The 24,819-nt window shown below is 62.5% G+C and carries 18 protein-coding genes and 2 rRNA genes (2 of these 20 running past the window's edge); 10 read left to right on the forward strand and 10 right to left on the reverse strand.

The features are described 5' to 3' along the window. A protein-coding gene (locus PSH78_RS18045; protein WP_305495930.1) for a non-ribosomal peptide synthase/polyketide synthase crosses the window boundary here: on the reverse strand, positions 1–7,352 show its 5' portion. 5,095 nt of this gene lie to the left of the window's left edge; 7,352 of the gene's 12,447 nt are visible here — the first part of the coding sequence; its start codon is at positions 7,350–7,352; the stop codon falls past the left edge of the window. A gap of 267 nt (positions 7,353–7,619) precedes the next feature. Continuing rightward, entirely contained in the window at positions 7,620–8,354 is a 735-nt protein-coding gene (locus tag PSH78_RS18050) for a thioesterase II family protein (RefSeq protein ID WP_305495932.1), read from the reverse strand. A 132-nt stretch (positions 8,355–8,486) separates the two neighbouring features. On the opposite strand from PSH78_RS18050, the gene tam reads away from it, so the two are divergent. Beyond that, the gene (gene tam / locus PSH78_RS18055) at positions 8,487–9,257 is read left to right on the forward strand and encodes a trans-aconitate 2-methyltransferase (protein WP_305495934.1); all 771 of its coding nucleotides are present in this window, start codon (positions 8,487–8,489) and stop codon (positions 9,255–9,257) included. 82 nt (positions 9,258–9,339) lie between these two features. Beyond that, complete coding sequence (locus tag PSH78_RS18060) at positions 9,340–10,473, forward strand: cupin-like domain-containing protein (RefSeq protein ID WP_305495936.1); 1,134 nt, start codon at positions 9,340–9,342, stop codon at positions 10,471–10,473. 141 nt (positions 10,474–10,614) lie between these two features. Here the strand turns inward: PSH78_RS18060 and PSH78_RS18065 are convergent, their stop codons facing one another. Next, a complete protein-coding gene (locus PSH78_RS18065) occupies positions 10,615–11,787 on the reverse strand; it encodes an MFS transporter (protein WP_305495938.1) in 1,173 nt (390 codons plus the stop codon). 158 nt (positions 11,788–11,945) lie between these two features. On the opposite strand from PSH78_RS18065, the gene PSH78_RS18070 reads away from it, so the two are divergent. Both PSH78_RS18070 and PSH78_RS18075 read left to right on the forward strand, forming a co-directional pair. Beyond that, positions 11,946–12,746: an SDR family oxidoreductase gene (locus PSH78_RS18070; RefSeq protein ID WP_305495940.1), complete on the forward strand. Its 801-nt coding sequence runs from the start codon at positions 11,946–11,948 to the stop codon at positions 12,744–12,746. Further along, positions 12,739–14,562, forward strand: coding sequence for a glycoside hydrolase family 15 protein (locus PSH78_RS18075; RefSeq protein ID WP_305495942.1), 1,824 nt, complete (start codon positions 12,739–12,741; stop codon positions 14,560–14,562). The genes PSH78_RS18070 and PSH78_RS18075 overlap by 8 nt, the downstream gene beginning before the upstream one ends. Positions 14,563–14,711: 149 nt before the next feature. Here the strand turns inward: PSH78_RS18075 and PSH78_RS18080 are convergent, their stop codons facing one another. Further along, a complete protein-coding gene (locus tag PSH78_RS18080; protein ID WP_305495944.1) occupies positions 14,712–15,008 on the reverse strand; it encodes a DUF6124 family protein in 297 nt (98 codons plus the stop codon). 582 nt (positions 15,009–15,590) lie between these two features. On the opposite strand from PSH78_RS18080, the gene PSH78_RS18085 reads away from it, so the two are divergent. Both PSH78_RS18085 and PSH78_RS18090 read left to right on the forward strand, forming a co-directional pair. After that, entirely contained in the window at positions 15,591–15,968 is a 378-nt protein-coding gene (locus tag PSH78_RS18085) for a hypothetical protein (protein ID WP_305495946.1), read from the forward strand. A 28-nt stretch (positions 15,969–15,996) separates the two neighbouring features. Next, entirely contained in the window at positions 15,997–16,899 is a 903-nt protein-coding gene (locus tag PSH78_RS18090) for an alpha/beta fold hydrolase (RefSeq protein WP_305495948.1), read from the forward strand. On the opposite strand, the gene PSH78_RS18095 is transcribed toward PSH78_RS18090, so the two are convergent. After that, complete coding sequence (locus tag PSH78_RS18095; RefSeq protein ID WP_305495950.1) at positions 16,868–17,860, reverse strand: GlxA family transcriptional regulator; 993 nt, start codon at positions 17,858–17,860, stop codon at positions 16,868–16,870. The two genes, PSH78_RS18090 and PSH78_RS18095, sit on opposite strands and share 32 nt — an antisense overlap. Positions 17,861–17,961: 101 nt before the next feature. Here PSH78_RS18095 and inhA point away from each other — a divergent pair, with 101 nt between their 5' ends. After that, positions 17,962–18,648 carry an isonitrile hydratase gene (gene inhA / locus PSH78_RS18100; protein WP_305495952.1) on the forward strand — a complete coding sequence of 229 codons (687 nt, stop codon included), beginning with the start codon at positions 17,962–17,964 and terminating at the stop codon, positions 18,646–18,648. A gap of 46 nt (positions 18,649–18,694) precedes the next feature. Here inhA and PSH78_RS18105 read toward each other — a convergent pair whose 3' ends face one another. Further along, positions 18,695–18,952 carry an Atu4866 domain-containing protein gene (locus PSH78_RS18105; protein ID WP_305495954.1) on the reverse strand — a complete coding sequence of 86 codons (258 nt, stop codon included), beginning with the start codon at positions 18,950–18,952 and terminating at the stop codon, positions 18,695–18,697. Between the two features lie 27 nt (positions 18,953–18,979). Then, positions 18,980–19,717: an SDR family oxidoreductase gene (locus tag PSH78_RS18110; RefSeq protein WP_305495956.1), complete on the reverse strand. Its 738-nt coding sequence runs from the start codon at positions 19,715–19,717 to the stop codon at positions 18,980–18,982. 199 nt (positions 19,718–19,916) lie between these two features. Here PSH78_RS18110 and PSH78_RS18115 point away from each other — a divergent pair, with 199 nt between their 5' ends. Together PSH78_RS18115 and PSH78_RS18120 are read left to right on the forward strand one after the other, a co-directional pair. Beyond that, entirely contained in the window at positions 19,917–20,864 is a 948-nt protein-coding gene (locus PSH78_RS18115) for an AraC family transcriptional regulator (RefSeq protein ID WP_305495957.1), read from the forward strand. Positions 20,865–21,043: 179 nt separating this feature from the next. Next, positions 21,044–21,253 (forward strand): hypothetical protein, encoded by a 210-nt coding sequence (locus tag PSH78_RS18120; RefSeq protein ID WP_305495959.1) that lies wholly within the window; start codon positions 21,044–21,046, stop codon positions 21,251–21,253. Positions 21,254–21,729: 476 nt separating this feature from the next. On the opposite strand, the gene PSH78_RS18125 is transcribed toward PSH78_RS18120, so the two are convergent. Continuing rightward, positions 21,730–22,188 carry an SRPBCC family protein gene (locus tag PSH78_RS18125; protein WP_305495961.1) on the reverse strand — a complete coding sequence of 153 codons (459 nt, stop codon included), beginning with the start codon at positions 22,186–22,188 and terminating at the stop codon, positions 21,730–21,732. Between the two features lie 124 nt (positions 22,189–22,312). Between PSH78_RS18125 and PSH78_RS18130 the strand changes: the two genes are divergently transcribed. Next, the gene (locus PSH78_RS18130; RefSeq protein WP_305501315.1) at positions 22,313–22,714 is read left to right on the forward strand and encodes a lysozyme inhibitor LprI family protein; all 402 of its coding nucleotides are present in this window, start codon (positions 22,313–22,315) and stop codon (positions 22,712–22,714) included. A gap of 95 nt (positions 22,715–22,809) precedes the next feature. Here PSH78_RS18130 and rrf read toward each other — a convergent pair. Together rrf and PSH78_RS18140 are read right to left on the reverse strand one after the other, a co-directional pair. Continuing rightward, positions 22,810–22,925 (reverse strand): 5S ribosomal RNA (gene rrf / locus PSH78_RS18135). Positions 22,926–23,074: 149 nt separating this feature from the next. Beyond that, positions 23,075–24,819, reverse strand: a 23S ribosomal RNA gene (locus PSH78_RS18140) (it continues 1,147 nt past the right edge of the window).

Raw genomic sequence — 24,819 nt, forward strand, 5'->3', positions numbered from 1 at the left:
ACCAGGCGCTTGCCGCTGCCGGCAGCACCCTCCTGGGCCACGACCACCGCTTCGCGCACGCCGTCGAGGGCTTGCAGGCTGGCTTCGATTTCGCCCAGCTCGATGCGGAAACCACGGATCTTCACCTGGTTGTCGATACGGTCGAGGTAATCGAAGGTGCCGTCGGCGCGCTGGCGCACCAGGTCGCCGGTACGGTACAGCAAGCCGCCGGCGCTGAACGGGTCGGCGACAAAACGCTCGGCGGTCAGCCCCGGACGGTTCAGGTAACCCCGGGCCAGGCCGCTGCCGCCGAGGTACAGCTCACCGGGCATGCCCTGGGGCAGCAGGTTCAGGTCGGCATCGAGCACGTAGGCACTGCGGTCGCCGATGCGGCTGCCAATCGGCGCGTAGGCCGCGCCACAAGCCACCTCGCGGCCGGCCTTCCAGATCAACGGCGTGACCACGGTTTCGGTCGGGCCGTAGCCGTTGATGATGTACTCAGGCTGCAAGGCGCGCTTGACCCGTTCGAAGCTGGCGTTGGCCACCGCGTCGCCGCCGAAGCAGTAGATGCGCACTTTCGGCGGGTTGCCTTCACGCTCGGCGTGCTCGGCCAGTTGTTGCAGGTACACCGGCGGGAACGCGACCACCGTCACGCCGTGCTCGCGCATGGCGTTGTAGGTTTGTTCGGGAGTCCACAGGCTGTCATCGCGAACCAGCAGCGAGGCGCCGTGGGTCAGGCTGGTGAGCCAGCGCTCGTGGGCCCCGTCGAAAGCGAACGACATGAAATGGAACTCGCAATCGCTGTCGCGCATTTCATAACGCTCGCCGATGGCCTGGCAGTGCATCGCCAGCGGACCGTGGGCCACGCTGACGCCCTTGGGATTGCCGGTGGAGCCGGAGGTGTAGATGACGTAGGCAAGGTTCTGCGGGTCGAGTCGCACCTGCGGCGCACTGACCGGCAGCTCGCGCGGATCGATCCGATCCAGTTCCAACAGCGGCAGCGATTCGGCCACTGGCAATTGCGCCGCCACCGACGAGTCACTGATCAACAAGGCCAGGCCGGCGTCTTCCATCAGGTAGGCCAGGCGCTCCCGGGGATAACTGATGTCCAACGGCACGTAGGCGCCGCCGGCCTTGAGCACCGCCAGCAACGCGACGATCACGCTTTCGCTGCGCGGCAGGGCCACGCCGACGCGGGTTTCGGCGCCGACACCACGGGCGATCAAGGCATGGGCCAACTGGTTCGCGCGTTGGTCGATCTCGCCGTAGCTGAAGTGCCGGCCATTGAAGATCACCGCCGTGCGTTGCGGGCGCTCGGTCGCCAACGCGGCGATCCGCTGATGCACGGCGATGTCCACCGGATACAGCTGCGGGTGATTGTCGGCCTGTTGCCGCGCGTGTTCCGCGACGCTGGCCAAGGCGATTTCGCCCAGGCTGCGTTCGGCGTCCTGGCTGAATTGCTCAAGCAGGTGCAGCAGGTGAGCGCTGATCTGGTGGATGACCTCGTCGGCAAACTGTCGACGCTCGTAGCTGTAATGCAGCGCCAGTTGTTCACCGAGGGTGACCGCCACGCTCAGGGCATAGTGGGTCTGCTCAAGATTGGCCACGTCGCCAAAGTTGACATCGCTGTCGGTGCCTTGCTGCAAGGCTTGGGCGATCGGGTAGTTCTCGAACACCAGGAGGTTGTCGAACAGCGCCTCGCCACCCTGCCCGGCCCAACGCTGGATGTCCGCCAACGGTGTGTGCTCGAAATCCCGCAGGCTCAGGTTCTGCGCCTGCACCGCTTGCAGCCACTGGCCGACCGTCTGGTCGGGGCGCGGCGTGCCGATCACCGGCAGGGTGTTGATGAACAGGCCGACCTGTTGTTCGATGCCGGGCAGATCCGCCGGCCGCCCGGCGACGGTCGCGCCAAATGCCACGGTCTGGTGCCCGGTATAGCGTTGCAGCAACAGCAGCCACGCCGCTTGCACCAGCGTGTTGACGGTGACTTTCTGCCGGCGGGCGAAGGTCTCCAGGGCCTTCGTGCGCGGCGCATCGAGCGTCAGGAAGTGATCGCCATGGCCGCTCTGGCCAGCATCACCCAAAGCCGCGCGGGCGAGCCGGGTCGGTTCCTGCAGCGCGGCCAGTTGCTCGCTCCAGAAGTCCTGGCTGAGCTGGCCGTCCTGGCGTTGCAGCCAGGCGATGTAATCGCGATAACGTCCGGCGATGCGGCCCGGCGGGTGGCCGTTGTAGCGCTGCATGACCTCGCCGAGCAACTGCGAATTGCTCCAGCCGTCCATCAGGATGTGGTGATGGGTGTAGATCAGATGCCACTGCTCGGCGCCGGTCTGCACCAGCACCAGGCGCAACAGCGGTGCCTGGCTCAGATCGAAACCTTGCGCGCGTTCGGCGTCAGCCAGGGCGGCAAGGGCCCGGGCTTGGGTCTGGCTCTGCTCGGTACGCTCGCGCCAGTCGAGCACCGTGAACGGCAGCTGCACCTGTCTGTGGACAATCTGCAGCGGCTGCGGCAATTCGCCCTGCCAGACGAAGCCGCTGCGCAGGATGTCTTGCGCGGCGACGGTGGCCTGCCACGCCGCACGGAATCGCTCGGCATCCAGGCCCTGCACGTCCACCCGCAGCTGGTTGACGTATTCGCCCGCCGCCTGCTCGTACAGCGTGTGGAACAACAGGCCCTGCTGCATCGGGGACAGCGGGTAGATATCGTCGAGTTGGCCAGCCGCCACCGGCAGATGGTCGAGCTGCGCCTGGCTGATTTGCGCCAGCGGGAAGTCCGACGGCGTCGCTTGCGGCGTCGCCAGACTGACGCAATGTCGAATCAGCGTCTTGAGCTCGATGGCGTATTGATCGGCCAGTTGCTGCACGGTCGCGCTGTCGAACATTTCACGGCTGAACCCCCAGCTCAGCGCGAGCTCGCCGCCATGCACCTGGCCTTCCACGGTCAGCCAGTTGGCCAGCGGCGCGGTCGGGTCCTGGGCGACTCCACTGCCTTCACCGGATGGCAGCAACAGCGCCGTTTCGTCGAACTGACGGTCGAACTGGCCGAGGTAATTGAAGGTGATGCGCGGTTGCGCCAGACCGGCCAATGCCGCTTGTACCGAAGGCGCCGCCAGATGCCGCAGCACGCCATACCCCAGGCCTTTGTCCGGCACGCCGCGCAGTTGCTCCTTGACGGTCTTGATCGAACCGTCGAGGTCGTCGGCAACGGTGAGCTTCACCGGGAACAGGCTGGTCAGCCAACCGACCGTGCGGGTCAGGTCGATGTCGTCGAACAGCTCTTCGCGGCCATGGCCTTCCAGTTCCACCAGCGTGCCCGGCTGCCCGCTCCAGTGGCTGATGGTGCGGGCCAGCGCGGTCAGCAACAGGTCGTTGACCTGGGTGCGATAGGCCGCTGGGGCCTGTTGCAGCAACTGCCGGGTCAGCTCGGCGTCCAGGCGCCATTCGATCTTCGCGCCGTGGATATTTTGCAGGCCGCCTTGCGGACGGTCACAAGGAATGTCCGCCGCGCCCTGGTGCTGGGCTTGCCAATAAGCCAACTGATCGTCGAAGCGCGACGCTTCGGCACTCAGCCGCGCGGTCCAGCTCTGGAACGCGCTGGTCTTGGCCGGCAACGTGGCGGCGCCGCCCGCCGCCAGTTGTTCGTAGGCTTGCTGCAGATCTTCCAGCAACACGCGCCACGACACACCGTCCACCACCAGGTGATGAATGATCAGCGCCAGCCGCTGGCTCCCGTCGGCCAGGTTCACCAGCATGGCGCGCAGCAGCGGACCGTGCTGCAGGTTCAGGCTGCGTTGCGCCTCGTCGCACAATGCATTGAGCTCTTCAACGGATCGGGCATCGCGTTGCCAAAGATCGGCGTTTTGCACAAGCGGCCCGTGGCCCTGCCGCCAACCGTCGGCGCCTTCGACAAAGCGCAGGCGCAAGGCGTCGTGGTGGTTGATGACGCAGGTCAGCGCCGCGTCGAGCCGCTGTGCATCCAGCGGCTCGCGGGCGGTCAGCAACAGCGACTGGTTCCAGTGGTCACGGGCCTGCATCGCCTGGGAGAAGAACTGCCGCTGGATCGGCCCGAGCACAGCATTGCCGGTGACTGGCGCCTGATCCACGGCACTCTGGCTGGCGCGAGTGGCGACCAGCGCCAGGCTGCGCACGGTCTGGTACTGGAACAGATCACGGGGATGAATGCGGATACCGGCCTGCCGCGCGCGGCTCACCACCTGGATGGAAATGATCGAGTCGCCGCCCAGCTCGAAGAAATTGTCTTCGAGGCCGACGCGCTCCACGCCGAGTACGTCCTGCCATATTTCGGCCAGGGCGATTTGCAGCGCATCCTGCGGGGCGACGAATGTTTGTCGGGGCGCGGCGTCCGGTTGTGGCAGGGCCTTGCGGTCGAGCTTGCCGTTGGCGGTAACGGGCAATCTGGCCAATGGCATCAGATAGGTCGGCACCATGTATTCCGGCAGGCTCGCCAGCAGCCAAGCCTTCAGGTCCTGCTGCCACTGCTCGTGCGGCTCGCTGGTTTCCAGCACCAGGTAGCCCACCAGCTGCTTGCCGTCCTGGACCAGCACCACGGCCTCGCGCACCAGCGGGTGCTGCATGAGGCGGGTTTCGATTTCGCCGAGCTCGATGCGCAGGCCGCGCAACTTGACCTGGTGATCGAGGCGGCCGAGGTATTCGATCACGCCGTCGGCGCGCTGGCGCACGCGGTCACCGGTGCGGTACAGGCGTGCGCCGGCATGGAACGGGCACGGCACGAAACGCTCGGCGGTCAGCGCCGGACGCTGGTGATAACTGCGCGCCAGCCCCGCCCCGCCCAGGTACAACTCACCCGCCACGCCCCACGGCACCGGCGACAGATCGGCGTCGAGCACATGGGTACGCAGGTTGGCGATGGGTACACCGATCGGCACGCAATCAGCGCCTTCATCGACACAGGTCCAGTGGGTCACATCGATGGCCGCTTCGGTCGGGCCGTACAGGTTGTAGAGCGCGGCGTTCGGCAGCTTGGCGAAGACCTGGTGCTGCGCGTCCAGCGGCAGCGCTTCACCGCTGCAAACGATGCGCTTCAAGCCTTGGCAGCTTTCCACGCCCGACTCATGAATGAACGCTTGCAGCATCGACGGCACGAAGTGCAGCGTGCTGATGCCATGGCGCTTGATGGTCTCGATCAGTTGCAGCGGATCGCGGTGCACGCCCGGCGCGGCGACTACCAGTCGGGCTCCGGTCATCAGCGGCCAGAAGAATTCCCACACCGACACGTCGAAGCTGAACGGGGTTTTCTGCAACACCGCGTCGCTGCCGTCCAGGCCATAGGCCTGCTGCATCCAGCACAAGCGATTGACCAATGCCGCGTGACTGTTGCCAGCGCCCTTGGGTTTGCCGGTGGAGCCGGAGGTGTAGATCACGTACGCCAGGTTCAGCGGATCAAGCGTGATGTCGGGACGATGGTCGCTGTAGCCGTCGAGCCAGCCGGCCGGCTGGTTGAGCTCGATCACCTCGACGCCTTCGGTTGGCAGCGCCGCCGACAGCGAGCGCTGGGTCAGCAGCAAGCCGATGGCGCTGTCCTCGATCATGTAGGCCAGGCGCTCCTGCGGGTACTCAGGATCCAGCGGCACATAGGCGCCGCCGGCCTTGTGAATCGCCAGCAGGCCCACCACCATTTCCAGCGAGCGCTCGACGCAGATCCCCACCAGGCTGTCCGGCCGCACGCCGCGCTCACGCAGCAGGTGGGCCAGTCGGTTGGCGCGGGCATCGAGTTCGGCGTAGCTCAGGGTTTGCTCGCCATACACCAGCGCCGGTGCGTCCGGGGTGCGCGCGACCTGGGCTTCAATCAATTGATGCATGCAGCGCTCGGTCGGGTAGCGTTGCGCCGTGGCGTTCCAACCGTGGACCAGGGTGGCGTGTTCGTCAGCGTCGAGCAGCGGCAGTTCGCCGATGCGCCGGGACGGATCAGCGATCATCGCGGTGAGCAATCGCAGCCAATGCCGGGCCATGCGCGCGATGCTCGGCGCCTCGAACAGGTCGTTGGCGTAGGTCAGCGCCGCGTGCAGCGTGCCGGCTTTTTCATAGGTATCCAGGGTCAGGTCGAACTGGGTGGTGCGCGCCTGCCATTCGATCATGCCCAGTTCCAGCCCGGACGCCGTGCGGATCGTGGTGACGTCCGCCACGTGCGGCTGATGGTTGTACATCACCTGGAACAGCGGCGTATGGCTGAGGCTGCGCTCCAGCTTGAGCGCTTCGACCAGACGCTCGAACGGCAGGTCCTGATGGGCCTGGGCGCCGAGCGCGGTTTCCTTGACCCGGCGCAGCAACTCGTCGACACGGAGCTGGCCGTCCAGTTCGGTACGCAGTACCTGGGTGTTGACGAAGAAGCCGATCAGCCCTTCGACCTCATCCCGGTTGCGGTTGGCAATCGGCACGCCGACGCGGATATCGGACTGGCCGCTGTAGCGATGCAGCAGCACGTTGAACGCGCCGAGCAGCAGCATGAACAGCGTGACGCCTTGCTGCTGGGCTGTGCTGCGCAGTTGCTCCGCCAACCCGGCGTCGATGGCGAATTCATAGCGGCTGCCGCGATAGCTGGGCATCGCCGGGCGGGAATGGTCGGTGGGCAACTCCAGCACCGGATGTTCAGCGCCCAGTTGTGCCTGCCAGTACGCCAGCTGCCGCGCCTGCTCGCCGGCCTCCAGCCAGCGACGCTGCCACAGGGCATAGTCGCTGTACTGGATCGGCAGGTCGGCCAGTTGCGGGGCCACGCCTGCCTCGTGGGCGTCGTAGCAGCGGATGAACTCGTCGATCAGCACGTTCATCGACCAGCCGTCGGAGACAATGTGATGCAAGGTCAGCAGCAACACATGCTCCTGCTGATCAAGCTTGAGCAGTTCGACCCGCAGCAAAGGGCCGCGCGACAAGTCGAAGGGGCGCATCGATTGTGCTTCGGCGGCTTGACGTACTGCCTGCTCGCGCTCGCCTTCCGGCAAGCCGCTGAGGTCCTGTTGCTCGATCACCAGCGGCGCATCGGTAGGTACTTGCACCAGGCTGTCGTCGGCCTGGCGCTGAAACACTGTGCGCAGGGTTTCATGGCGGGCCACCAGGCTGGCGAAGGCCTGCTCCAGCGCCGACAGGCTCAGCGCGCCCTTGAGCCGCACCGCGCCGGGCAAGTTGTAGGCGCCGCTGTCGGGGTCCAGTTGCCAGAGAAACCACATGCGGCGCTGGGCATAGGACAGGGCCTGGCGGTCATCGGCTTCGACGCCTTGGGGAATGGGGAAGCGGCTGAAATCCACGCCCTCCTTGTCCAGCGCTGCCAGGAACATCTGGCGCTTGTCCAGGGGCAACCCGATAAACCGGCGAGCAAGTTTCAAGGCGTCTTCAGCATTCATTTCTGGGGTATCCGGAATCAGTGGGCACAGAGGCACAAAGGCAAGTCGTCCCTATGAAACGAATGCAAACCGGAAAAATTAGCGATTGGGAACAAGTGTCAGGAATGAAGAAAAACCGTGGCGAGGGAGCTTGCTCCCGCTCGGCTGCGCAGCAGTCGTAAACCGGCTGATGCGGTCTGCCTGGCTTAATGCGCCATTTCTTTTGGGGCGGCTTCGCCGCCCAGCGGGAGCAAGCTCCCTCGCCACAAAAAGCGGGTATTGAATCGGTTATGCGCTGATCGCCAACCCGTGTCGCCGGTGATGCACGCTCAGCTGATCCTTGATCAGCCGCAGTACCCTGGCCTCGTGTTCATGGATGAAGAAGTGCCCGCCAGCCAGCATATCCACGGAGAAGCTGCCGCTGGTTTCGCGGCTCCAGCCGATCAACTGCTCGGTGGTGGCCTTGTCGGCGGTGCCGCCGAGCACGTGCACGGGGCAGTTGAGCGGAGACCGAAGCCTTGGCTGGTAGCGGCCACAGAGCAGGAAGTCCGCGCGCAGCACCGGCAAGGTCAAAGCCATCAGCTCTTCATTGGCCAGCACCTCCTCGCTGGTACCGTTGAGGGTGCGCAGCTGGTCGATCAGTTCAGCATCGGTTTTCGGCTCGGCGAAGCCCCGGTCATAGTCGGCGCGCATCGTCGGCGCCGCGGTGCCCGAGGCAAACAGCGCCACCGGCTCCGGGCAGCCCAGCTCACGCAAGGCGTGGGCGATTTCACCGGCCAGCAGCGCGCCCAGGCTGTGGCCGAACAAGGCATAAGGGGCCTGGAGGGTCGGGGCCAGCTCCCGCGCCAATTGCTTTGCCAAGGGCCCCATGTCGGTGTGCAGCGGCTCGGCGAAACGCGCCCCACGCCCCGGCAACTCCACCGGCTGCACCGTCAGCCACTGCGGCACCTTGCGCCGCCAGCGGCTGTAAACCATCGCGCTGGCGCCGGAATACGGCAGACACAGCAGGGTCAGTTGGGTCACTGCGGTTTTCTCCGATCGTTTGTATAAAAGGAATAACGAGGCCGGGCCGTTGAGAATTAGTCACCGGCTCCTCACCCAGATGCGTCTTATACTGCACGCCCGATGGCCTGGTCTGCCCTTAAGGAGAACACAATGAGCTGGTCCGCCCAACAGTATGTCGCGTTCGAACAGGAACGCACCCGCCCGTCCCGCGATCTGCTGGCGGCCATCCCGCCGGTACAGGCGCGTCAGGTCATCGACCTGGGCTGCGGCCCCGGCAACTCCACCGAGCTGCTGGTCGATCACTTTCCCGGCGCAACGGTGCGCGGCCTGGACAGTTCCGCCGACATGGTCGAAGCCGCCCGTAAGCGCTTGCCCGGCGTGACATTCGACACCGCCGATATCGGGCGCTGGAACGAAAGCGGCCCCTTCGACGTGATCTTCGCCAACGCCGTGCTGCAATGGCTGCCCGACCACGCCACCCTGCTGCCGTCGCTGGTGGACAAACTCGCCCCTGGCGGCAGCCTGGCCGTCCAGATGCCTGACACCCTGCACCAACCGTCCCATCGCTTGATGCGTGACATCGCCGCCAGCGGCCCCTGGGCCCGCCAACTGGCCGGCGCGGCGGATTCGCGGACCGAGGTCGAGGATGCCAGCACTTATTACTCGATCCTCAAACCCCACTGCACCCGCGTCGATGTGTGGCGCACCACCTATCATCACCCGCTGGCCGGTGGCGCCTCGGGGGTCGTGGAGTGGTTCAAGGGCAGCGGCCTGCGACCGTTCCTCGAGCCGTTGGACGAAGCGCAGCGCGAGGACTATCTGCAGCAATACCTCAAGGCCATCGAACAGGCCTATCCGGCCCTGGACGATGGTTCGGTCCTGCTGCCGTTCCCGAGGGTGTTCATCGTCGCGACACGCTAGGGCGATGGTCAGGCGCGAGGGCTAAATTTCTGATCCGGGCCCTCGTTACCTGCTAAGACCAAAACCCACAAGAGTGACCGCCGTGGACCTGCAAACCATCCTGGGCAAACTGTTCGCCAACGCCGGCGCCGTTGGTATCGACGGCGTCTTCCAATTCGTGTTCGGCCCGCATCAGGCGTACTGGTCCGAGGTCAAAGCCAGCAGCCACACTCAGGCTGGTCGGCACAGCAGCCCCGACGTGACCATCGAAATCGCGGAAAAGGACTTTCTCGGGATCATGGCCGGCCTGGCCAATGTCGAGGAACTGTTCGCCAGCGGCCGCCTGAAGATCGGTGGCAACATGGGCCTGGCGACGTTGCTGCCGCAGATCATCGATCACGCCCGCAATGGCAGTCGCCCGACGGAAAAGGTCGACATGAACAAGCGCTACCCGACCCCGCCGCGCTTCAGCGAAACCCTCACCGCGAGCCTGCCGACCCAACGCAGCGTCGAGCGGCGACCGCGAAGCGAACTGTCGGTGAGGGATTTCCAGGCACGCTACCTGCCCCATGGCATTCCGCTGGTGATCAGCGACGCGCTGCAGGACTGGCCCTTGTTCAAGCTCAGCCGTGAAGAATCCCTGGTTCATTTTGCCCAGCTGCAAGGCATCACCCGCCACGGCGACTACGTGAAAAAAACCTTTTCCACCGAGCGGGATTTCCGCTCGACCTCCATGGCCGACTTCATCGAGTCCCTCGACAACCCGGTCACCAAGGGTGCGGACGGCGAACCGCCAGCCTACATGGGCAACAACATCTTGCCGGCGCAGCTGATGGAGCTGATCAAATACCCGCCCTATTTCGATCCGTCACTGTTCATTCCGCCGCGCATCTGGATCGGCCCCAAGGGCACCCTCACACCGCTGCACCGCGACGACACCGACAACCTGTTCGCCCAGGTCTGGGGTCAGAAAACCTTCACCCTCGCCGCCCCCCACCACCGCGAGGCCCTGGGCACCTGGTCGACCGCGCCCCAGGGCGGGCTGGACGGTTGCGACTTCAACCCGGACGCGCCGGACTACGAACGTTTCCCCCACGCCCGCGACGTGACATTCCTGCGGGTGACGCTGGAGGCTGGGGATTTGCTGTTTTTGCCGGAGGGCTGGTTTCATCAGGTGGAATCGGTGTCCACTTCGCTGTCAGTGAATTTCTGGGTGAATTCGGGGCGGGGTTGGTAGCGTCCAGCATTGCCCTTGTGGCGAGGGAGCTTGCTCCCGCTGGGCTGCGAAGCGGCCCCAAATTCGCGCCTGCTGCGCAGTCGAGCGGGAGCAAGCTCCCTCGCCACAAAAGCAAGCTCCCTCGCCACAAAAGACTGTGCGTTATTTTTGCTGGCGATAACTCTGCACCGCCGCCCCCAGCACCACTGCTCCAGCCGCAATCGCCAGCCAGAAACCACTGCGCGCGCCATACGTATCCACCAGCCAACCCGAGCCGGCCGCGCCGATGGCCACGCCGATGCTCAGCCCGGTCACCAGCCAGGTCAGGCCTTCGGTGAGCCGCGCCGGCGGCACGATGCGTTCCACCAAGGCCATGGCGACGATCAGCGTCGGCGCGAAGAACAACCCCGCGACAAATACCGCCAGCGACAGCCCGAGGATATTGCTCGCCAACAACAGCGGCAGCGTGGTTACCGCCGTCGCCACCCCGCCGTACAGGAACAATCGCGGCAAAGGCAACTTCGAACGCAGCGCGCCGAACGCCAAGCCGGCCAGGCACGAGCCGATGGCATAGACCGACAGCACGATGCTCGCCGCCGCCGGTTGCCCCTGATGCTGGGCGAACGCCACGCTGACCACGTCCACTACCCCGACGATGACGCCCATGGCGATCATCAACAGCAGCAGCAAAAGCACGTCGCTTGAGCCGATGATCGAGCCCTGGTGATGCGCCTGATGCGGGTGCACCGGCGGCTCGGTGCCGCGTTGCAGGACAAACGCCGTCACGCCGATCGCCAACAGCAGCACCGAGGCCAGCGGCCCCGCTTCCGGGAACGCCACCACGCACAACCCCACCGACAGCGGCGGTCCGACGATGAAGCAGACCTCGTCCAACACTGACTCCAGCGCATAGGCAGTGCGCAGCTGCGGCTGGCCGCGATACACCTCGGTCCAGCGCGCCCGCACCATGGCCGACATGCTGGGCATGCAACCGGACAGGGCGGCGAACAGGAACAGCGTCCACTGGGGCGCCTGCAAGCGCGTGCACAACAACAGCATCAGCAACGCCCCACCGCCCAGCAGCGCCGCTAATGGCAACACCCTCCCCTGGCCAAAACGGTCGACCAGCCGCGACACCTGCGGCGCGCAGAACGCCGTCGCCAAGGCAAACGTCGCCGCCACCGCGCCGGCCAATCCGTAGCCGCCCTTGAGCTGCGCAAGCATGGTGATCACGCCGATCCCGGTCATCGATATCGGCATGCGCGCGATCATTCCCGCCAGCACGAAGCCACGGCTGCCAGGTGCGCTGAACAGTTCACGATAAGGATTTGCCATGGGATGCCGTCTCAACAAGGGCCTGCAACTTGCCACAAAGGACGGTGCCGGGGAAAGCGCAAAACTGTCGGTGAAATGTGAAGACTGGCGCCTGTAAATGAACTCTGCGCGCCTGTCGTCAGTCAGCAAGTAAGGCCCTCAGTTCAAGGTGCTATCCCATGCAGATTTCTCTTGCCCGACAAGTTGCCCTGGTCACCGGCGCCAGCTCCGGCATTGGCGCAGGTGCGGCCCGGGCGCTGGCGGCGGCCGGTGCCGCCGTGGTGCTCAATTACCATTCCAGCGCAGGCCCGGCCGAAGACCTGGCCTGCGAGATCAACGACAGCGGTGGCCGAGCCATCGCCATTGGTGCCGATGTGTCGAAGGAACAGGACGTCGAGCGGCTATTCGCCCAGACCGTGGACGCGTTCGGCACGCTGGACATCCTGGTCGCCAACTCCGGCCTGCAAAAAGATGCCGCCGCCGTCGACATGAGCCTGGACGACTGGAACACCGTCATCGGCGTCAATCTCACCGGCCAGTTCCTTTGCGCCCGCGCGGCCTTGCGCATTTTCAACCGCCAGGGCATTCGCCAGGGTGTGTCGCGGGCCGCCGGCAAGATCATCCACATGAGTTCGGTGCACCAGCGCATCCCCTGGGCCGGCCACGTCAACTATGCGGCGTCCAAGGGCGGCATTGATCAGCTCATGCAGACCCTGGCCCAGGAAACCAGTCACCAGCGCATCCGCATCAACAGCATCGCTCCCGGCGCCATCCGCACGGCCATCAACCGTGAAGCCATGGAGGGCGACAAGGAACAGCAGCTGTTGCAGCTGATCCCCTACGGCCGGGTCGGCAATGTGGAGGATGTCGCCAACGCGGTGGTCTGGCTGGCGTCGGACCTGTCCGATTATGTGGTGGGCACCACGCTGTTCATCGATGGCGGGATGAGCCTCTATCCGGGGTTCCGCGGCAATGGCTGATCATGACGAACCGCAGAGCCCGATCGAGAACCACGGCATCATCGGTGACATGCGCACAGCGGCGCTGGTCAACGATCGGGGCAGCGTGGATTTTTTCTGCTGGCCGGAATTCGACAGCCCGTCGATCTTCTGCTCGCTGCTCGACACCCCTGAAGCGGGCATCTTCCAGCTTGCTCCGGATTTGCCGGATGCCCGTCGCCAGCAAATCTACCTGCCCGACACCAATGTCCTGCAGACCCGCTGGCTGAGCGATGGCGTGGTGGTGGAGATCACCGATCTGCTGCCCATTGGCGACAGCGAGGATGATCTGCCGGTCTTGCTGCGCCGGGTGCGCATGACGGTCGGCAGCGCGACGTTTCGCATGCGCTGCGCGGTGCGCCATGATTATTCACGCGCCGCGACTACCGCGCGCCAGGACGGCGACCACGTCATCTTCGAGGCCCCGCAGCAACCGAGCCTGCGCCTGTGCGCCGACCAGCCCATGACCCTGGATGGCCAGGCGGCGGTGGCCGAGTTCACCCTGGGCCAAGGCCAGACCGCCGAATTTCTCCTGGGGGGCATCGACGACCCGCGCCTGATGGACGACACCAGTGCCCTGTGCCTGGAACGAACCCTGGCGTTCTGGCGCGGCTGGATCGGCCAATCCAACTACCGTGGTCGCTGGCGGGAAATGGTCAACCGCTCGGCGTTGGCGCTGAAGCTGCTGACCTCGCGCAAACAGGGCGCGATCCTCGCCGCCGCCACCTTCGGCCTGCCGGAAACACGCGGCGGCGAACGCAACTGGGATTACCGCTACACCTGGATCCGCGACGCCTCGTTCACCGTCTACGCGTTCATGCGCCTGGGCTTTGTCGACGAAGCCAACGCCTATATGCGCTGGCTGCGCGGCCGGGTCAGCGACTGCCGCGAACAACCGACCAAGCTCAACATTCTTTACGGCCTGGACGGCCGGCTCGAGCTCCCGGAAACCGAGCTGACTCACCTGAGCGGCTACGGCAACGCGCGACCGGTGCGCATCGGCAACCTCGCCTACCAGCAGGTGCAATTGGACATCTTCGGCGAGTTGATGGATGCGGTGTACCTGGTCAACAAATACGGCGAAGCCATCTCCCACCAAGGCTGGAAACACACGGTCGATGTGGTCGACCAGGTGTGCGAAATCTGGCGGGACAAGGACGTCGGCATCTGGGAAATGCGCGGCGAGGAGCAACATTTCCTGCATTCGCGGCTGATGTGCTGGGTGGCGGTGGACCGGGCCATCCGCCTGGCGAGCAAACGTTCGCTGCCCGCACCGTTCGCCCGTTGGGACGAGACCCGCCAGGCCATCTATGAAGACATCTGGACGAATTTCTGGAACGACGAACACCAGCATTTCGTCCAGCGCCTGGGCAGCACCGCCCTTGACGGCTCGATGCTGTTGATGCCGCTGGTGCGCTTCGTCAGTGCCCGCGACCCGCGTTGGTTGTCGACGCTGGACGCCATCGAGAAAGATCTGGTGCGCGACGGCATGGTCTATCGCTACCGCACCGACGACGGCTCCATCGACGGCCTCAGCGGCACCGAAGGTTCATTCGTCGCCTGCTCGTTCTGGTACGTCGAATGCCTGGCCCGCGCCGGCCGCGTGGAAAAAGCCCAACTGGAATTCGAACAGCTGCTGCGCTACGCCAATCCGCTGGGGCTGTATGCCGAGGAATTCGACAGCCATGGTTATCACCTGGGCAACCTGCCCCAGGCCTTGAGCCATCTGGCGCTGATCAGCGCGGCAAGTTTCCTGGACCGCAAGTTGAGCGGGGAGAAAAATCATTGGCAGCCGTGAGGGGGATTTGGATTATCCCCCGGTGGCGAGGGAGCTTGCTCCCGCTGGGTTGCGCAGCGACCCCAAAAATTCCGGATTGAAAAGCGACGACTGCTGCGCAGCCGAGCGGGAGCAAGCTCCCTCGCCACAGGGGGCCTGCGGTGTTCCGGCTAACGCGGTGGCTGCGCCAGTTGGATGTTATCCAGCGCTCTATTGGCGAGCAGTATTCCCAACTCGATCAACTGCTGAAGCCCCAGCGCCACATGCCGGCGGGAGCCTTCCAGATCGAACGCCAGATCGCTGGCCATGGCGTTGGCCGAGGCCAGGGTTTCGCTGAGGGTGGTCAGTATGGATTCGGTGTTGATGTCCGCAACGACGGAAAATATCTGGCCGTCCTGGGTGTCGGGCTTGGTATGGCCGGACAGGTTTTCGGCTTTTTCTGGGGGATTGGGGGTGATCTTGACCATTGTGAAACTCCTGACTTGATTTTGAGCTCACCCCACCTCGTGACCAAACGAGGGTGGTGGGCTATACGCAGGTTGGTCAACCGGGAAGTCAGGCACCCGGCGCACTCAAGAGTGCCCCGCGCACAGCCCGCCGCAAAGCATACCGACAAAAACGCCTAGATGCTCAGTTGCGCAAAGTGCGCCTGACATTTAACAGGTGACCAAGCCCGGTCGCTGATTTTGCAGCGACGACCAAAGCCTATCCCCACCGCTTCCGAACCACCAACCGCCACGACTCGTCGGAAAATTCTGATTCGCCAAATTTTTTGTAGGACCACATCACCCTTGTGGCGAGGGGATTTATCCCCGCTGGGCTGCGCAGCAGCCCCTCGAGAAGTTTACGCGTTTAGCCTGGTACACCGAGATGCAGACTTGGGGCTGCTGCGCAGCCCAGCGGGGATAAATCCCCTCGCCACCAAAGCTGTACCGATTTGATGGTCACGCCCCACTTCCGGTTGCCAGCCCCGTCCCCCTCTCCTAATATCGACGCACTCACGGGTGCAGCGGAGCTGCCCGATAAGAACCCGACTCAAGGACCCGACCATGACGCATATCCAACGTCCCATCACCACCGAACCCCGAACCGGGCTGACCCGCGAAGAACTCTGGGCCGGCCCGGACAAGGGCTTGATCAAATGCTGGGAAGTCGGCCGCGACCGGGCGCAGAGGTTCCCTGAACTGGCGCAACGCTGCCTGGCCGGAGAGTTGCCGGTGTTGGGCTGGAAAGGCGGAGTCAGCCGCAGCCTGAAGAAGACCGCGAAGTTCGGTTGCCTCAAGTATCTGGCCCAATGGCAGGGCCTGCGCGGCGAAGACCTGGACATTGACCTGGCCGAGGAACGTACCCTGACCTGTTCCAGTACGAGCATGATCGTGACATTCACGCCAGACCGGGCCAAATATGTGAACCAGGAACCCGCCTGACCCCAACCGAGTGAAGCCGGAGACCGACATGACATCTGCGCCCAAGATCAATTTCGCGGTAACGCCGCTGCTGCGCATCGCCTATGAAGAACACGGCCCCGCCAGCGGCGAGCCGATTATCCTGCTGCACGGTTTTCCCTACGCCCCGCGCGCCTTTGACGAGGTTGCGCCGCCCTTGGCCCAACGCGGTTATCGAGTCATCGTGCCGTACCTGCGCGGCTACGGCCCGACCCGGTTCAACAATCCCGCGATTGCCCGCTCCGGCCAGCAAGCGGCACTGGCCCAGGACCTGCTGGACCTGATGCACACACTCGACATTCCCCAGGCAGCGCTGTGCGGTTATGACTGGGGTGGCCGCGCCGCGTGCATTGTCGCCGCATTGTGGCCTGAGCGCGTTCGCTGCCTGGTCACCGGCGATGGCTACAACCTGCAGAATATTCCTCGATCGACCCAGCCACTGGACCCGGAAACCGAATACCGCTTGTGGTATCAGTATTACTTCCACACCGACCGAGGCGTCGAAGGCCTGAAGCAGAACCGACGCGAGCTGTGCCAATTGCTCTGGCGCCTGTGGTCGCCGACCTGGGCGCGCGGTGCGGAGCTGTATCCGCTGAGCGCGCCTTCGTTTGATAACCCGGATTTTGTCGAGGTGGTGATTCATTCCTATCGCCATCGCTTCATGTACGCGCCGGGAGATCCGACGCTTGAATGGATGGAGGAACAGTTGGCGGCGCAACCGGCCATCAGCGTGCCGAGCATTTCCCTGTGCGGTGCCGATGACGGCGTGGGACCTGCGCCCGAGCACGACGAAGATGCCGTGCATTTCACCGGACGCTACGAGCGCCGCGTGCTGGCCGGCGTCGGCCATAACATTCCTCAGGAAGCACCTGAAGCCACGCTCAAGGCATTGCTGGATTTGCTTGAGGGCTGAGCGCAAACCGCTCGCGATACGCCTGGGGCGTCACGCCCATGCCCCGCAGAAAGCTGCGACGCAACGTTTCTTCGCTGCCGAAGCCGCATTGCAGGGCGACGCGCTTGATCGGCACCGCACTGTCGCAAAGCAGGCGCCGGGCAGTTTCCACGCGGATCAGTTCCACCGCGCGGGCCGGGGTCTGGCCGGTCTCGGCGCGGTAATGACGGACAAAACTGCGCTCGCTCATACCGGCCTCGGCGGCCAGGCTCGACAAGCCCAGGTCGCGGGTGAGGTTTTCGGCGATCCAGGCGTGCAGTTTATCGAAGCGACCACCCTGCTCCTGTAACGCCAAGGTAGCGCTGAACTGCGACTGTCCCCCGGGGCGCTTGAGGAACACCACCAGATGCCGCGCAACCTCCAGCGCCATCGCCCGGCCAAGGTCCTCTTCGACCAGCGCCAACGCCAGGTCGATGCCGGCCGTGACGCCAGCCGAGGTCCAAACCGAACCATCCTTGATGAAAATCGGATTGGGTTCGACCTGCAGTTCTGGATGTTGCCGGGCAAGTTGTTCACAACGGGTCCAATGGGTCGCCACCCGGCGTCCGTCCAGCCAGCCACTGGCCGCCAGCAGAAACGCCCCGGTACACACCGATGCGACCCTTCGCGAACGCGCTCCCTGGTCCTTGACCCAGGCCACCAGTGCAGGATCTTTCGCGGCTTCATACACGCCCCAACCGCCGGCAATCAACAAGGTGTCACTGCCCTCGCTGGGCAGTGGTTCGGCCATCAGCGCCAACCCCGCCGACGACATCACCGCCCCGCCAACCGCAGCAATGACAGTCGGCGCATACGGCCCCGGCAAGCCTTGCCCGCGGGCCAGATCATTGGCCGAGGCGAAGACCTGCAGAGGCCCGGTGACATCCAGCACTTGTACGTTGGCGAAGGCCAGCACATGAACGGTTTTTGCTGTGTTTGGCATATTGGCGTGATTCGAGGGCTTATTGGCGAATACGCCAGATCCTACGAGTCTAAAGTCAAACCGTCCACCCCCTCGGGCAATCATCCAAAGGAGCAAGCGACATGACGTTGCAGATCGGTTTTCTGTTATTCCCCCAGGTTCAGCAGTTGGACCTCACCGGGCCTTTTGACGTGCTGGCTTCGCTGCCAGATGTGAAAGTGCATCTGATCTGGAAAGACCTGGCGCCGGTTACCTCCAGCACGGGCTTGGTCCTGCTGCCAACCACCACCTTCGAGGACTGTCCGAAGCTCGACGTCATTTGTGTCCCCGGTGGTAGCGGCGTCGGTCCGTTGATGGAAGACGAGCAGACCCTGGCCTTCATCAAGCGCCAGGCCACTCATGCCAAATACATCACCTCGGTGTGCACCGGTGCGCTGGTACTCGGCGCGGCGGGATTGTTGCGCGGCAAGCGCGCCACCACCCACTGGGCCTTCCACAGTTTGTTGCAGCCGCTGGGGGCGACGCCGGTCAAGGACCGTGTGGTCCGCGACGGCAACCTGCTTACCGGTGGCGGCATCACCGCGGGAATCGATTTTGCCTTGACCCTGGCGGCCGAGCTGTTCGACCAGGACACCGCCGAGCTGGTCCAACTGCAGCTTGAATACGCACCGGCTCCGCCGTTCGCCGCAGGTTCCCCGGACACCGCGCCGACGCTGGTGCTCGAAGAGGCCAACCGGCGTTCGGCGGAATCGTTCCGCGTGCGCTCGCAGATCACCCAGCGGGCTGCGGCACGCTTGGAATCAGCGTAGCGGCAGGTTCAGCCAGGCACAGCAATCCGGTGCCTGGCTGGATGACCTACTCTTTCCGGCGATACAGGACCATTCCGGCGTGATACAGCACGCCATCGCGAAAATCACCGTCGGCGGTGAAACCCGTATCGTCGTGGTATTCGATATGGTCGTCCTGCAGCCAATAGTCGCCCTCGTAGGCACTCTCGCGAGTGCCACGTGCTTCGTCGTAGCGCCCGCCCGGAAGCAACCGATGGCGAATCACGCCATCGGCCGTCACCCACAGGCCGACAAATTTGTCCTGAACTCCAAATGCCTTTCTCATGGGACGTCTCCTGTCGGTCGTCAGGTTTTAGAAAGGGCTGGCCGTCGGCCGCACCACCAGTTCGCTGACGTCCACGTCCGCCGGTTGCTCGATCGCATAGGCAATTGCCCGAGCGATGGCCTCGGCGGGAATGGCAATCCTGCGGAACTCGCGCATCTCGGCCCGTCCGCCTTCGTCGGAAATGCTTTCGGCCAGTTCCGATTCGGTCACGCCAGGGGAAATCACCGTCACGCGGACATCCCCACCCACCTCCTGGCGCAGACCTTCGGAAATTGCCCGTACGGCAAACTTGGTCGCGCAGTACACAGCGGCAGTCGGGCTGACGGTGTACGCACCGATGGAGGCGATGTTGATGAACTGTCCGCTGCGCTGGCGCTGCATCAACGGCAGCCCGGCGGCGATGCCGTGGAGCACGCCACGGATGTTGACGTCGATCATGCGGTCCCATTCCTCGACCTTCAGCGCTTCAAGCTTGGAGAGCGGCATGACGCCGGCGTTATTGATGATCACGTCGAGCCGGCCGAATTTCTCGACGGCGAAATCGATCAGGCTCTGGACGTCGTCGCGACGGGTCACGTCCACGGCTTTGCAGGCAGCGCGGTGGCCGGCGGCTTCAAGTTCCTCCACCAGCGCTTGCAAGCGCTCCACGCGCCGGGCGCCAAGCACCACGCAAGCCCCGCGGGCCGCCAACAATCGTGCTGCCGCCTCACCAATCCCGCTGCTGGCGCCAGTGATGACCACTACTTTGTTTTGAATATCGGACATGATGGTTTCCTCGTCTGGATGCGTTGGCTCCCGGTGGGAGCGTTTTGACAGGTCCAGATTAGGAGGGAGTCAGGCGCTTCGGTTAGCCGGATTCTCCTGCGCATTTGCACGATCCTGTAACGATAACGCCTCTGGTCGTTACGGCTGCAATCAGCTTTACTAGCGCGATCCATTAAATTGGTCAGGGAGATTGATCGGCATGTCGGTATCCACATCCATCACCATCACACCCATTAACGGCGTAGATCAGCGTCGCGCCGAGCTGGCGAACCTGATGAAGCGCTTCGCACCGGAATACGGTGTCCACGCAACGGCCATCGAGGCCTTGCACCTGATCCGCAGCGACCAACCTACCGAGGCCTTGCACGTTGTGCACAAGCCCGGCCTGTGCGTGATTGTCCAGGGGCGCAAGGAAGTCACCCTGTCTGACGAGCGCTACGTTTACGACCCGCTCAATTATCTGGTGGTCTCGGTGACGCTGCCGCTGGCCGGCCAGGTGATCGAGGCCAGCCCCGAGCAACCGTACCTGTGCATACGCCTGGACATCGACCCGGCACAGATCTGCCAGTTGATCGCCGATGCCAGCCCAATTGGCGTACCGAGCGAAAGAGCCGATCGCGGATTGTTCCTGGACCGCATCGACGAGCCGCTGCTCGACGCAATGCTGCGTTTGCTGCGACTGCTCGACAGCCCGGACGACATTGCCACCCTCGCGCCGCTGGCCCAGAAAGAGATTTTCTATCGACTGTTGCGGGGCGCCCAGGGCAGACGCCTGCACGAAATCGCTATTCCTGACACCCAGACCCACCGCATCAGCCGCGCCATCGAGTGGCTCAACACCCATTACGCCGAACCACTGAGCATCGATAGCCTGGCGCAGATGATCAATCTCAGCCCTTCGGCGCTGCATCATCGCTTCAAGGCCGTGACCGCCATGAGCCCGCTGCAATACCAGAAACAGTTGCGTCTGCAGGAAGCCCGACGACTGCTGCTGGCGGAGAACAGCGATGTTTCGTCAATCGGCTACAAGATGGGCTACGAGAGCCCCTCGCAGTTCAGCCGTGAATACAGCCGTCTGTTCGGCGCCTCACCGAGCAAGGACGTCGCTCGTCTTCGCGCCCAGGCGTTGCAAGCGAGCAGCGCCTGATTCTGCACACAAAGAGGATCAGGCAAACCAAGGGCAGTATCCGTCTAACGACCCTAGCCACCTCCCCCCTACTCTGAACCCATGCAGCAAGACAACCGTCCGGGCTGCAACGGGTTCAGCAGATTTCGACATCTGAACGACCCGGCACTCAACCCTTTGATACGACCGGAGTCATTGCCATGAAAACTTTCAATTCCTTGATCGCCGTTACCAGCCTTGTCCTGAGCGCCAGCGCTTTCGCATTGCCAAGCCAGCAACAGGATCGATTCTTTACCCAGTCGCTTGAGTCTTCGCAGTCAGTGGCAGCAGACGGCGCGGATCGCACTCCCGGTGGCCAGGCTCTCGCTGCTGACGGCGCTGACCGCACCATGGGACGGCGCCTGGCATGATGGGGCTATTCTTGGGACGAAAAAAAACCCGCCTAGGCGGGTTTTTCAAGGACCAGATTGACTTCCTGTCAGGCACTCCATGCCGGGTCCCATCATCCATGACCCCAAGCACTCCCTGTACTCAGTGGATGGATGTAGATTAGAGGGGATCAATAGGCAGAAAAAGACGAGAAAGCAGCGTCGCAACGTAAGCGTTTCGCTATGCGCCACTGCTACTTTCCTACAGGCGAAAAAAAACCCGCCGAAGCGGGTTTTTCCAAGACCATTACGACTCCCTGTCGGTAGCCATCCTTGCAAGGTCGATCGTCCCTGATCCTGAGCACTTCCTGTGCTTCAGTGGATGAGGCTAGATTACGCGTCGGATCCAAAGTGAAACAGAGGACATAGCTACCAAGCCGTGTAAGACATTCGCCATACCACCCCTTCCGGAAACCCTTAGCCCGGTCAGGTAACCGGCGTTTGGTCCTTGGGATTGATCATGGCTTATTCAGATATTCTTCAATATTGGCCATCTGTTCATCCCAACCACGACTGTCCATTCGGAAAGCCTTTAGTCGACGCGCCTCGGGAATGTCATTGAATCCTGACTCTACTACCTTCAGAAGGGTGCCACCGCCCATGTCTTCAAGTTCGAATCGCACACGCGTCTCGGACTCTTGGGAATAGTCGGTCTGCGGCTCCACAGCGTAAGGATGCCAGCGAAACGAGAACACTCGCTCGGGTTCGACACGCTCCACCAGGACATCCCAAACAAGATGCTCATAACCCGGATAGGTAATCTGCCCTTGGGTGCGCTCACCGGCAACAAACCGCTTGCCCGCGAGATCCACGCCAAACCATTGGCCGAAGGCTTCAGCATTGGCCAGGGCTCGCCAGACCTGCGAACGCGGCGCCTTCAGCAAGATCTTTCTTTCGATACGATCAGATAGATGCATGGGTCGTCACCTCCTGTGTTCAACATTAGGCCTGTAAGACCACAAGGCCAACCGTAAAGTTGTATCAACGCCTTGTTTGGCTACACTCCTCCAGCAGTTTTTACCCCTCATGGAGAGATTGATGATGTGCACCCGCTTGTTGCTGCCCCTGATTCCGCTGCTGTTCATTGGCGCTGTCCAGGCTGACGTTTGTACCAACGCCACAACCCAAGGCGACATGAACCAGTGTGCAGCCCAAGAGACCAAGGCTGCCGACAAGGAACTGAACAGTCTGTACAAACAGATCACAGCGCGTTTGAAAGACAATGCCGAGGCCAAGCAATTGCTGGTCAAGGCACAGCGAGCCTGGATTGACTTCCGTGACGCTGAATGCAGCTTTTCTGCTTCTGGTGTCAAAGGGGGGAGCGTTTATCCGATGATTCAGAATGATTGCATTACAGCCCTGACGAAGGCGCGAGTGGAGGCATTCAAGACGTACCTCAACTGCGAGGAAGGAGACCTGAGCTGCCCGGTACCTGGGGCTTGATTGATGGTGTCGAAGAGGATGTCCCTCAGGTCATCTTTTTTAGCGCAAAAACAAAACCCCTACCTGCGTCAGCAGATAGGGGTTTCGGAATTTAATCTTGACGATGACCTACTCTCACATGGGGAAACCCCACACTACCATCGGCGATGCATCGTTTCACTTCTGAGTTCGGGATGGGATCAGGTGGTTCCAATGCTCTATGGTCGTCAAGAAATTCGGTAGCCAGCGCGTGCCTTGCGGTCACGTTCCAGCGAATGGGTATGCGATAGTTTGTGGGTTTTGACTCGAACTTTCGGTTCATTTCGTCTTCACACACCGCAATCTGGCCTCTTTCAAGTCTACAGATTGCTTGGGTGTTATATGGTCAAGCCTCACGGGCAATTAGTACAGGTTAGCTCAACGCCTCACAGCGCTTACACACCCTGCCTATCAACGTCGTAGTCTTCGACGGCCCTTCAGGGGACTCAAGGTCCCAGTGAGATCTCATCTTGAGGCAAGTTTCCCGCTTAGATGCTTTCAGCGGTTATCTTTTCCGAACATAGCTACCCGGCAATGCCACTGGCGTGACAACCGGAACACCAGAGGTTCGTCCACTCCGGTCCTCTCGTACTAGGAGCAGCCCCTCTCAAATCTCAAACGTCCACGGCAGATAGGGACCGAACTGTCTCACGACGTTCTAAACCCAGCTCGCGTACCACTTTAAATGGCGAACAGCCATACCCTTGGGACCGGCTTCAGCCCCAGGATGTGATGAGCCGACATCGAGGTGCCAAACACCGCCGTCGATATGAACTCTTGGGCGGTATCAGCCTGTTATCCCCGGAGTACCTTTTATCCGTTGAGCGATGGCCCTTCCATACAGAACCACCGGATCACTAAGACCTACTTTCGTACCTGCTCGACGTGTCTGTCTCGCAGTCAAGCGCGCTTTTGCCTTTATACTCTACGACCGATTTCCGACCGGTCTGAGCGCACCTTCGTACTCCTCCGTTACTCTTTAGGAGGAGACCGCCCCAGTCAAACTACCCACCATACACTGTCCTCGATCCGGATAACGGACCTGAGTTAGAACCTCAAAGTTGCCAGGGTGGTATTTCAAGGATGGCTCCACGCAGACTGGCGTCCACGCTTCAAAGCCTCCCACCTATCCTACACAAGCAAATTCAAAGTCCAGTGCAAAGCTATAGTAAAGGTTCACGGGGTCTTTCCGTCTAGCCGCGGATACACTGCATCTTCACAGCGATTTCAATTTCACTGAGTCTCGGGTGGAGACAGCGCCGCCATCGTTACGCCATTCGTGCAGGTCGGAACTTACCCGACAAGGAATTTCGCTACCTTAGGACCGTTATAGTTACGGCCGCCGTTTACCGGGGCTTCGATCAAGAGCTTCGCGTTAGCTAACCCCATCAATTAACCTTCCGGCACCGGGCAGGCGTCACACCCTATACGTCCACTTTCGTGTTTGCAGAGTGCTGTGTTTTTAATAAACAGTCGCAGCGGCCTGGTATCTTCGACCGGCGTGGGCTTACGCAGCAAGTGCTTCACCCTCACCGGCGCACCTTCTCCCGAAGTTACGGTGCCATTTTGCCTAGTTCCTTCACCCGAGTTCTCTCAAGCGCCTTGGTATTCTCTACCCAACCACCTGTGTCGGTTTGGGGTACGGTTCCTGGTTACCTGAAGCTTAGAAGCTTTTCTTGGAAGCATGGCATCAACCACTTCGTCACCCAAAGGGTAACTCGTCATCAGCTCTCGGCCTTAAGATCCCGGATTTACCTAAGATCTCAGCCTACCACCTTAAACTTGGACAACCAACGCCAAGCTGGCCTAGCCTTCTCCGTCCCTCCATCGCAATAACCAGAAGTACAGGAATATTAACCTGTTTTCCATCGACTACGCTTTTCAGCCTCGCCTTAGGGACCGACTAACCCTGCGTCGATTAACGTTGCGCAGGAAACCTTGGTCTTTCGGCGTGGGTGTTTTTCACACCCATTGTCGTTACTCATGTCAGCATTCGCACTTCTGATACCTCCAGCAAGCTTCTCAACTCACCTTCACAGGCTTACAGAACGCTCCTCTACCGCATCACTTACGTGATACCCGTAGCT

The organism is Pseudomonas sp. FP198 (assembly GCF_030687895.1).
GTDB lineage: Bacteria > Pseudomonadota > Gammaproteobacteria > Pseudomonadales > Pseudomonadaceae > Aquipseudomonas.

Bases quoted from the DNA above. Each gene is read 5' to 3' on its own strand.
- tam (WP_305495934.1), top strand. From the start codon at position 8,487: ATGAGCTGGTCCGCCCAACAGTATGTCGCGTTCGAACAGGAACGCACC.
- PSH78_RS18065 (WP_305495938.1), bottom strand. From the start codon at position 11,787: ATGGCAAATCCTTATCGTGAACTGTTCAGCGCACCTGGCAGCCGTGGC.
- PSH78_RS18070 (WP_305495940.1), top strand. From the start codon at position 11,946: ATGCAGATTTCTCTTGCCCGACAAGTTGCCCTGGTCACCGGCGCCAGC.
- PSH78_RS18075 (WP_305495942.1), top strand. From the start codon at position 12,739: ATGGCTGATCATGACGAACCGCAGAGCCCGATCGAGAACCACGGCATC.
- PSH78_RS18080 (WP_305495944.1), bottom strand. From the start codon at position 15,008: ATGGTCAAGATCACCCCCAATCCCCCAGAAAAAGCCGAAAACCTGTCC.
- PSH78_RS18085 (WP_305495946.1), top strand. From the start codon at position 15,591: ATGACGCATATCCAACGTCCCATCACCACCGAACCCCGAACCGGGCTG.
- PSH78_RS18090 (WP_305495948.1), top strand. From the start codon at position 15,997: ATGACATCTGCGCCCAAGATCAATTTCGCGGTAACGCCGCTGCTGCGC.
- PSH78_RS18095 (WP_305495950.1), bottom strand. From the start codon at position 17,860: ATGCCAAACACAGCAAAAACCGTTCATGTGCTGGCCTTCGCCAACGTA.
- inhA (WP_305495952.1), top strand. From the start codon at position 17,962: ATGACGTTGCAGATCGGTTTTCTGTTATTCCCCCAGGTTCAGCAGTTG.
- PSH78_RS18105 (WP_305495954.1), bottom strand. From the start codon at position 18,952: ATGAGAAAGGCATTTGGAGTTCAGGACAAATTTGTCGGCCTGTGGGTG.
- PSH78_RS18110 (WP_305495956.1), bottom strand. From the start codon at position 19,717: ATGTCCGATATTCAAAACAAAGTAGTGGTCATCACTGGCGCCAGCAGC.
- PSH78_RS18115 (WP_305495957.1), top strand. From the start codon at position 19,917: ATGTCGGTATCCACATCCATCACCATCACACCCATTAACGGCGTAGAT.
- PSH78_RS18120 (WP_305495959.1), top strand. From the start codon at position 21,044: ATGAAAACTTTCAATTCCTTGATCGCCGTTACCAGCCTTGTCCTGAGC.
- PSH78_RS18125 (WP_305495961.1), bottom strand. From the start codon at position 22,188: ATGCATCTATCTGATCGTATCGAAAGAAAGATCTTGCTGAAGGCGCCG.
- PSH78_RS18130 (WP_305501315.1), top strand. From the start codon at position 22,313: ATGTGCACCCGCTTGTTGCTGCCCCTGATTCCGCTGCTGTTCATTGGC.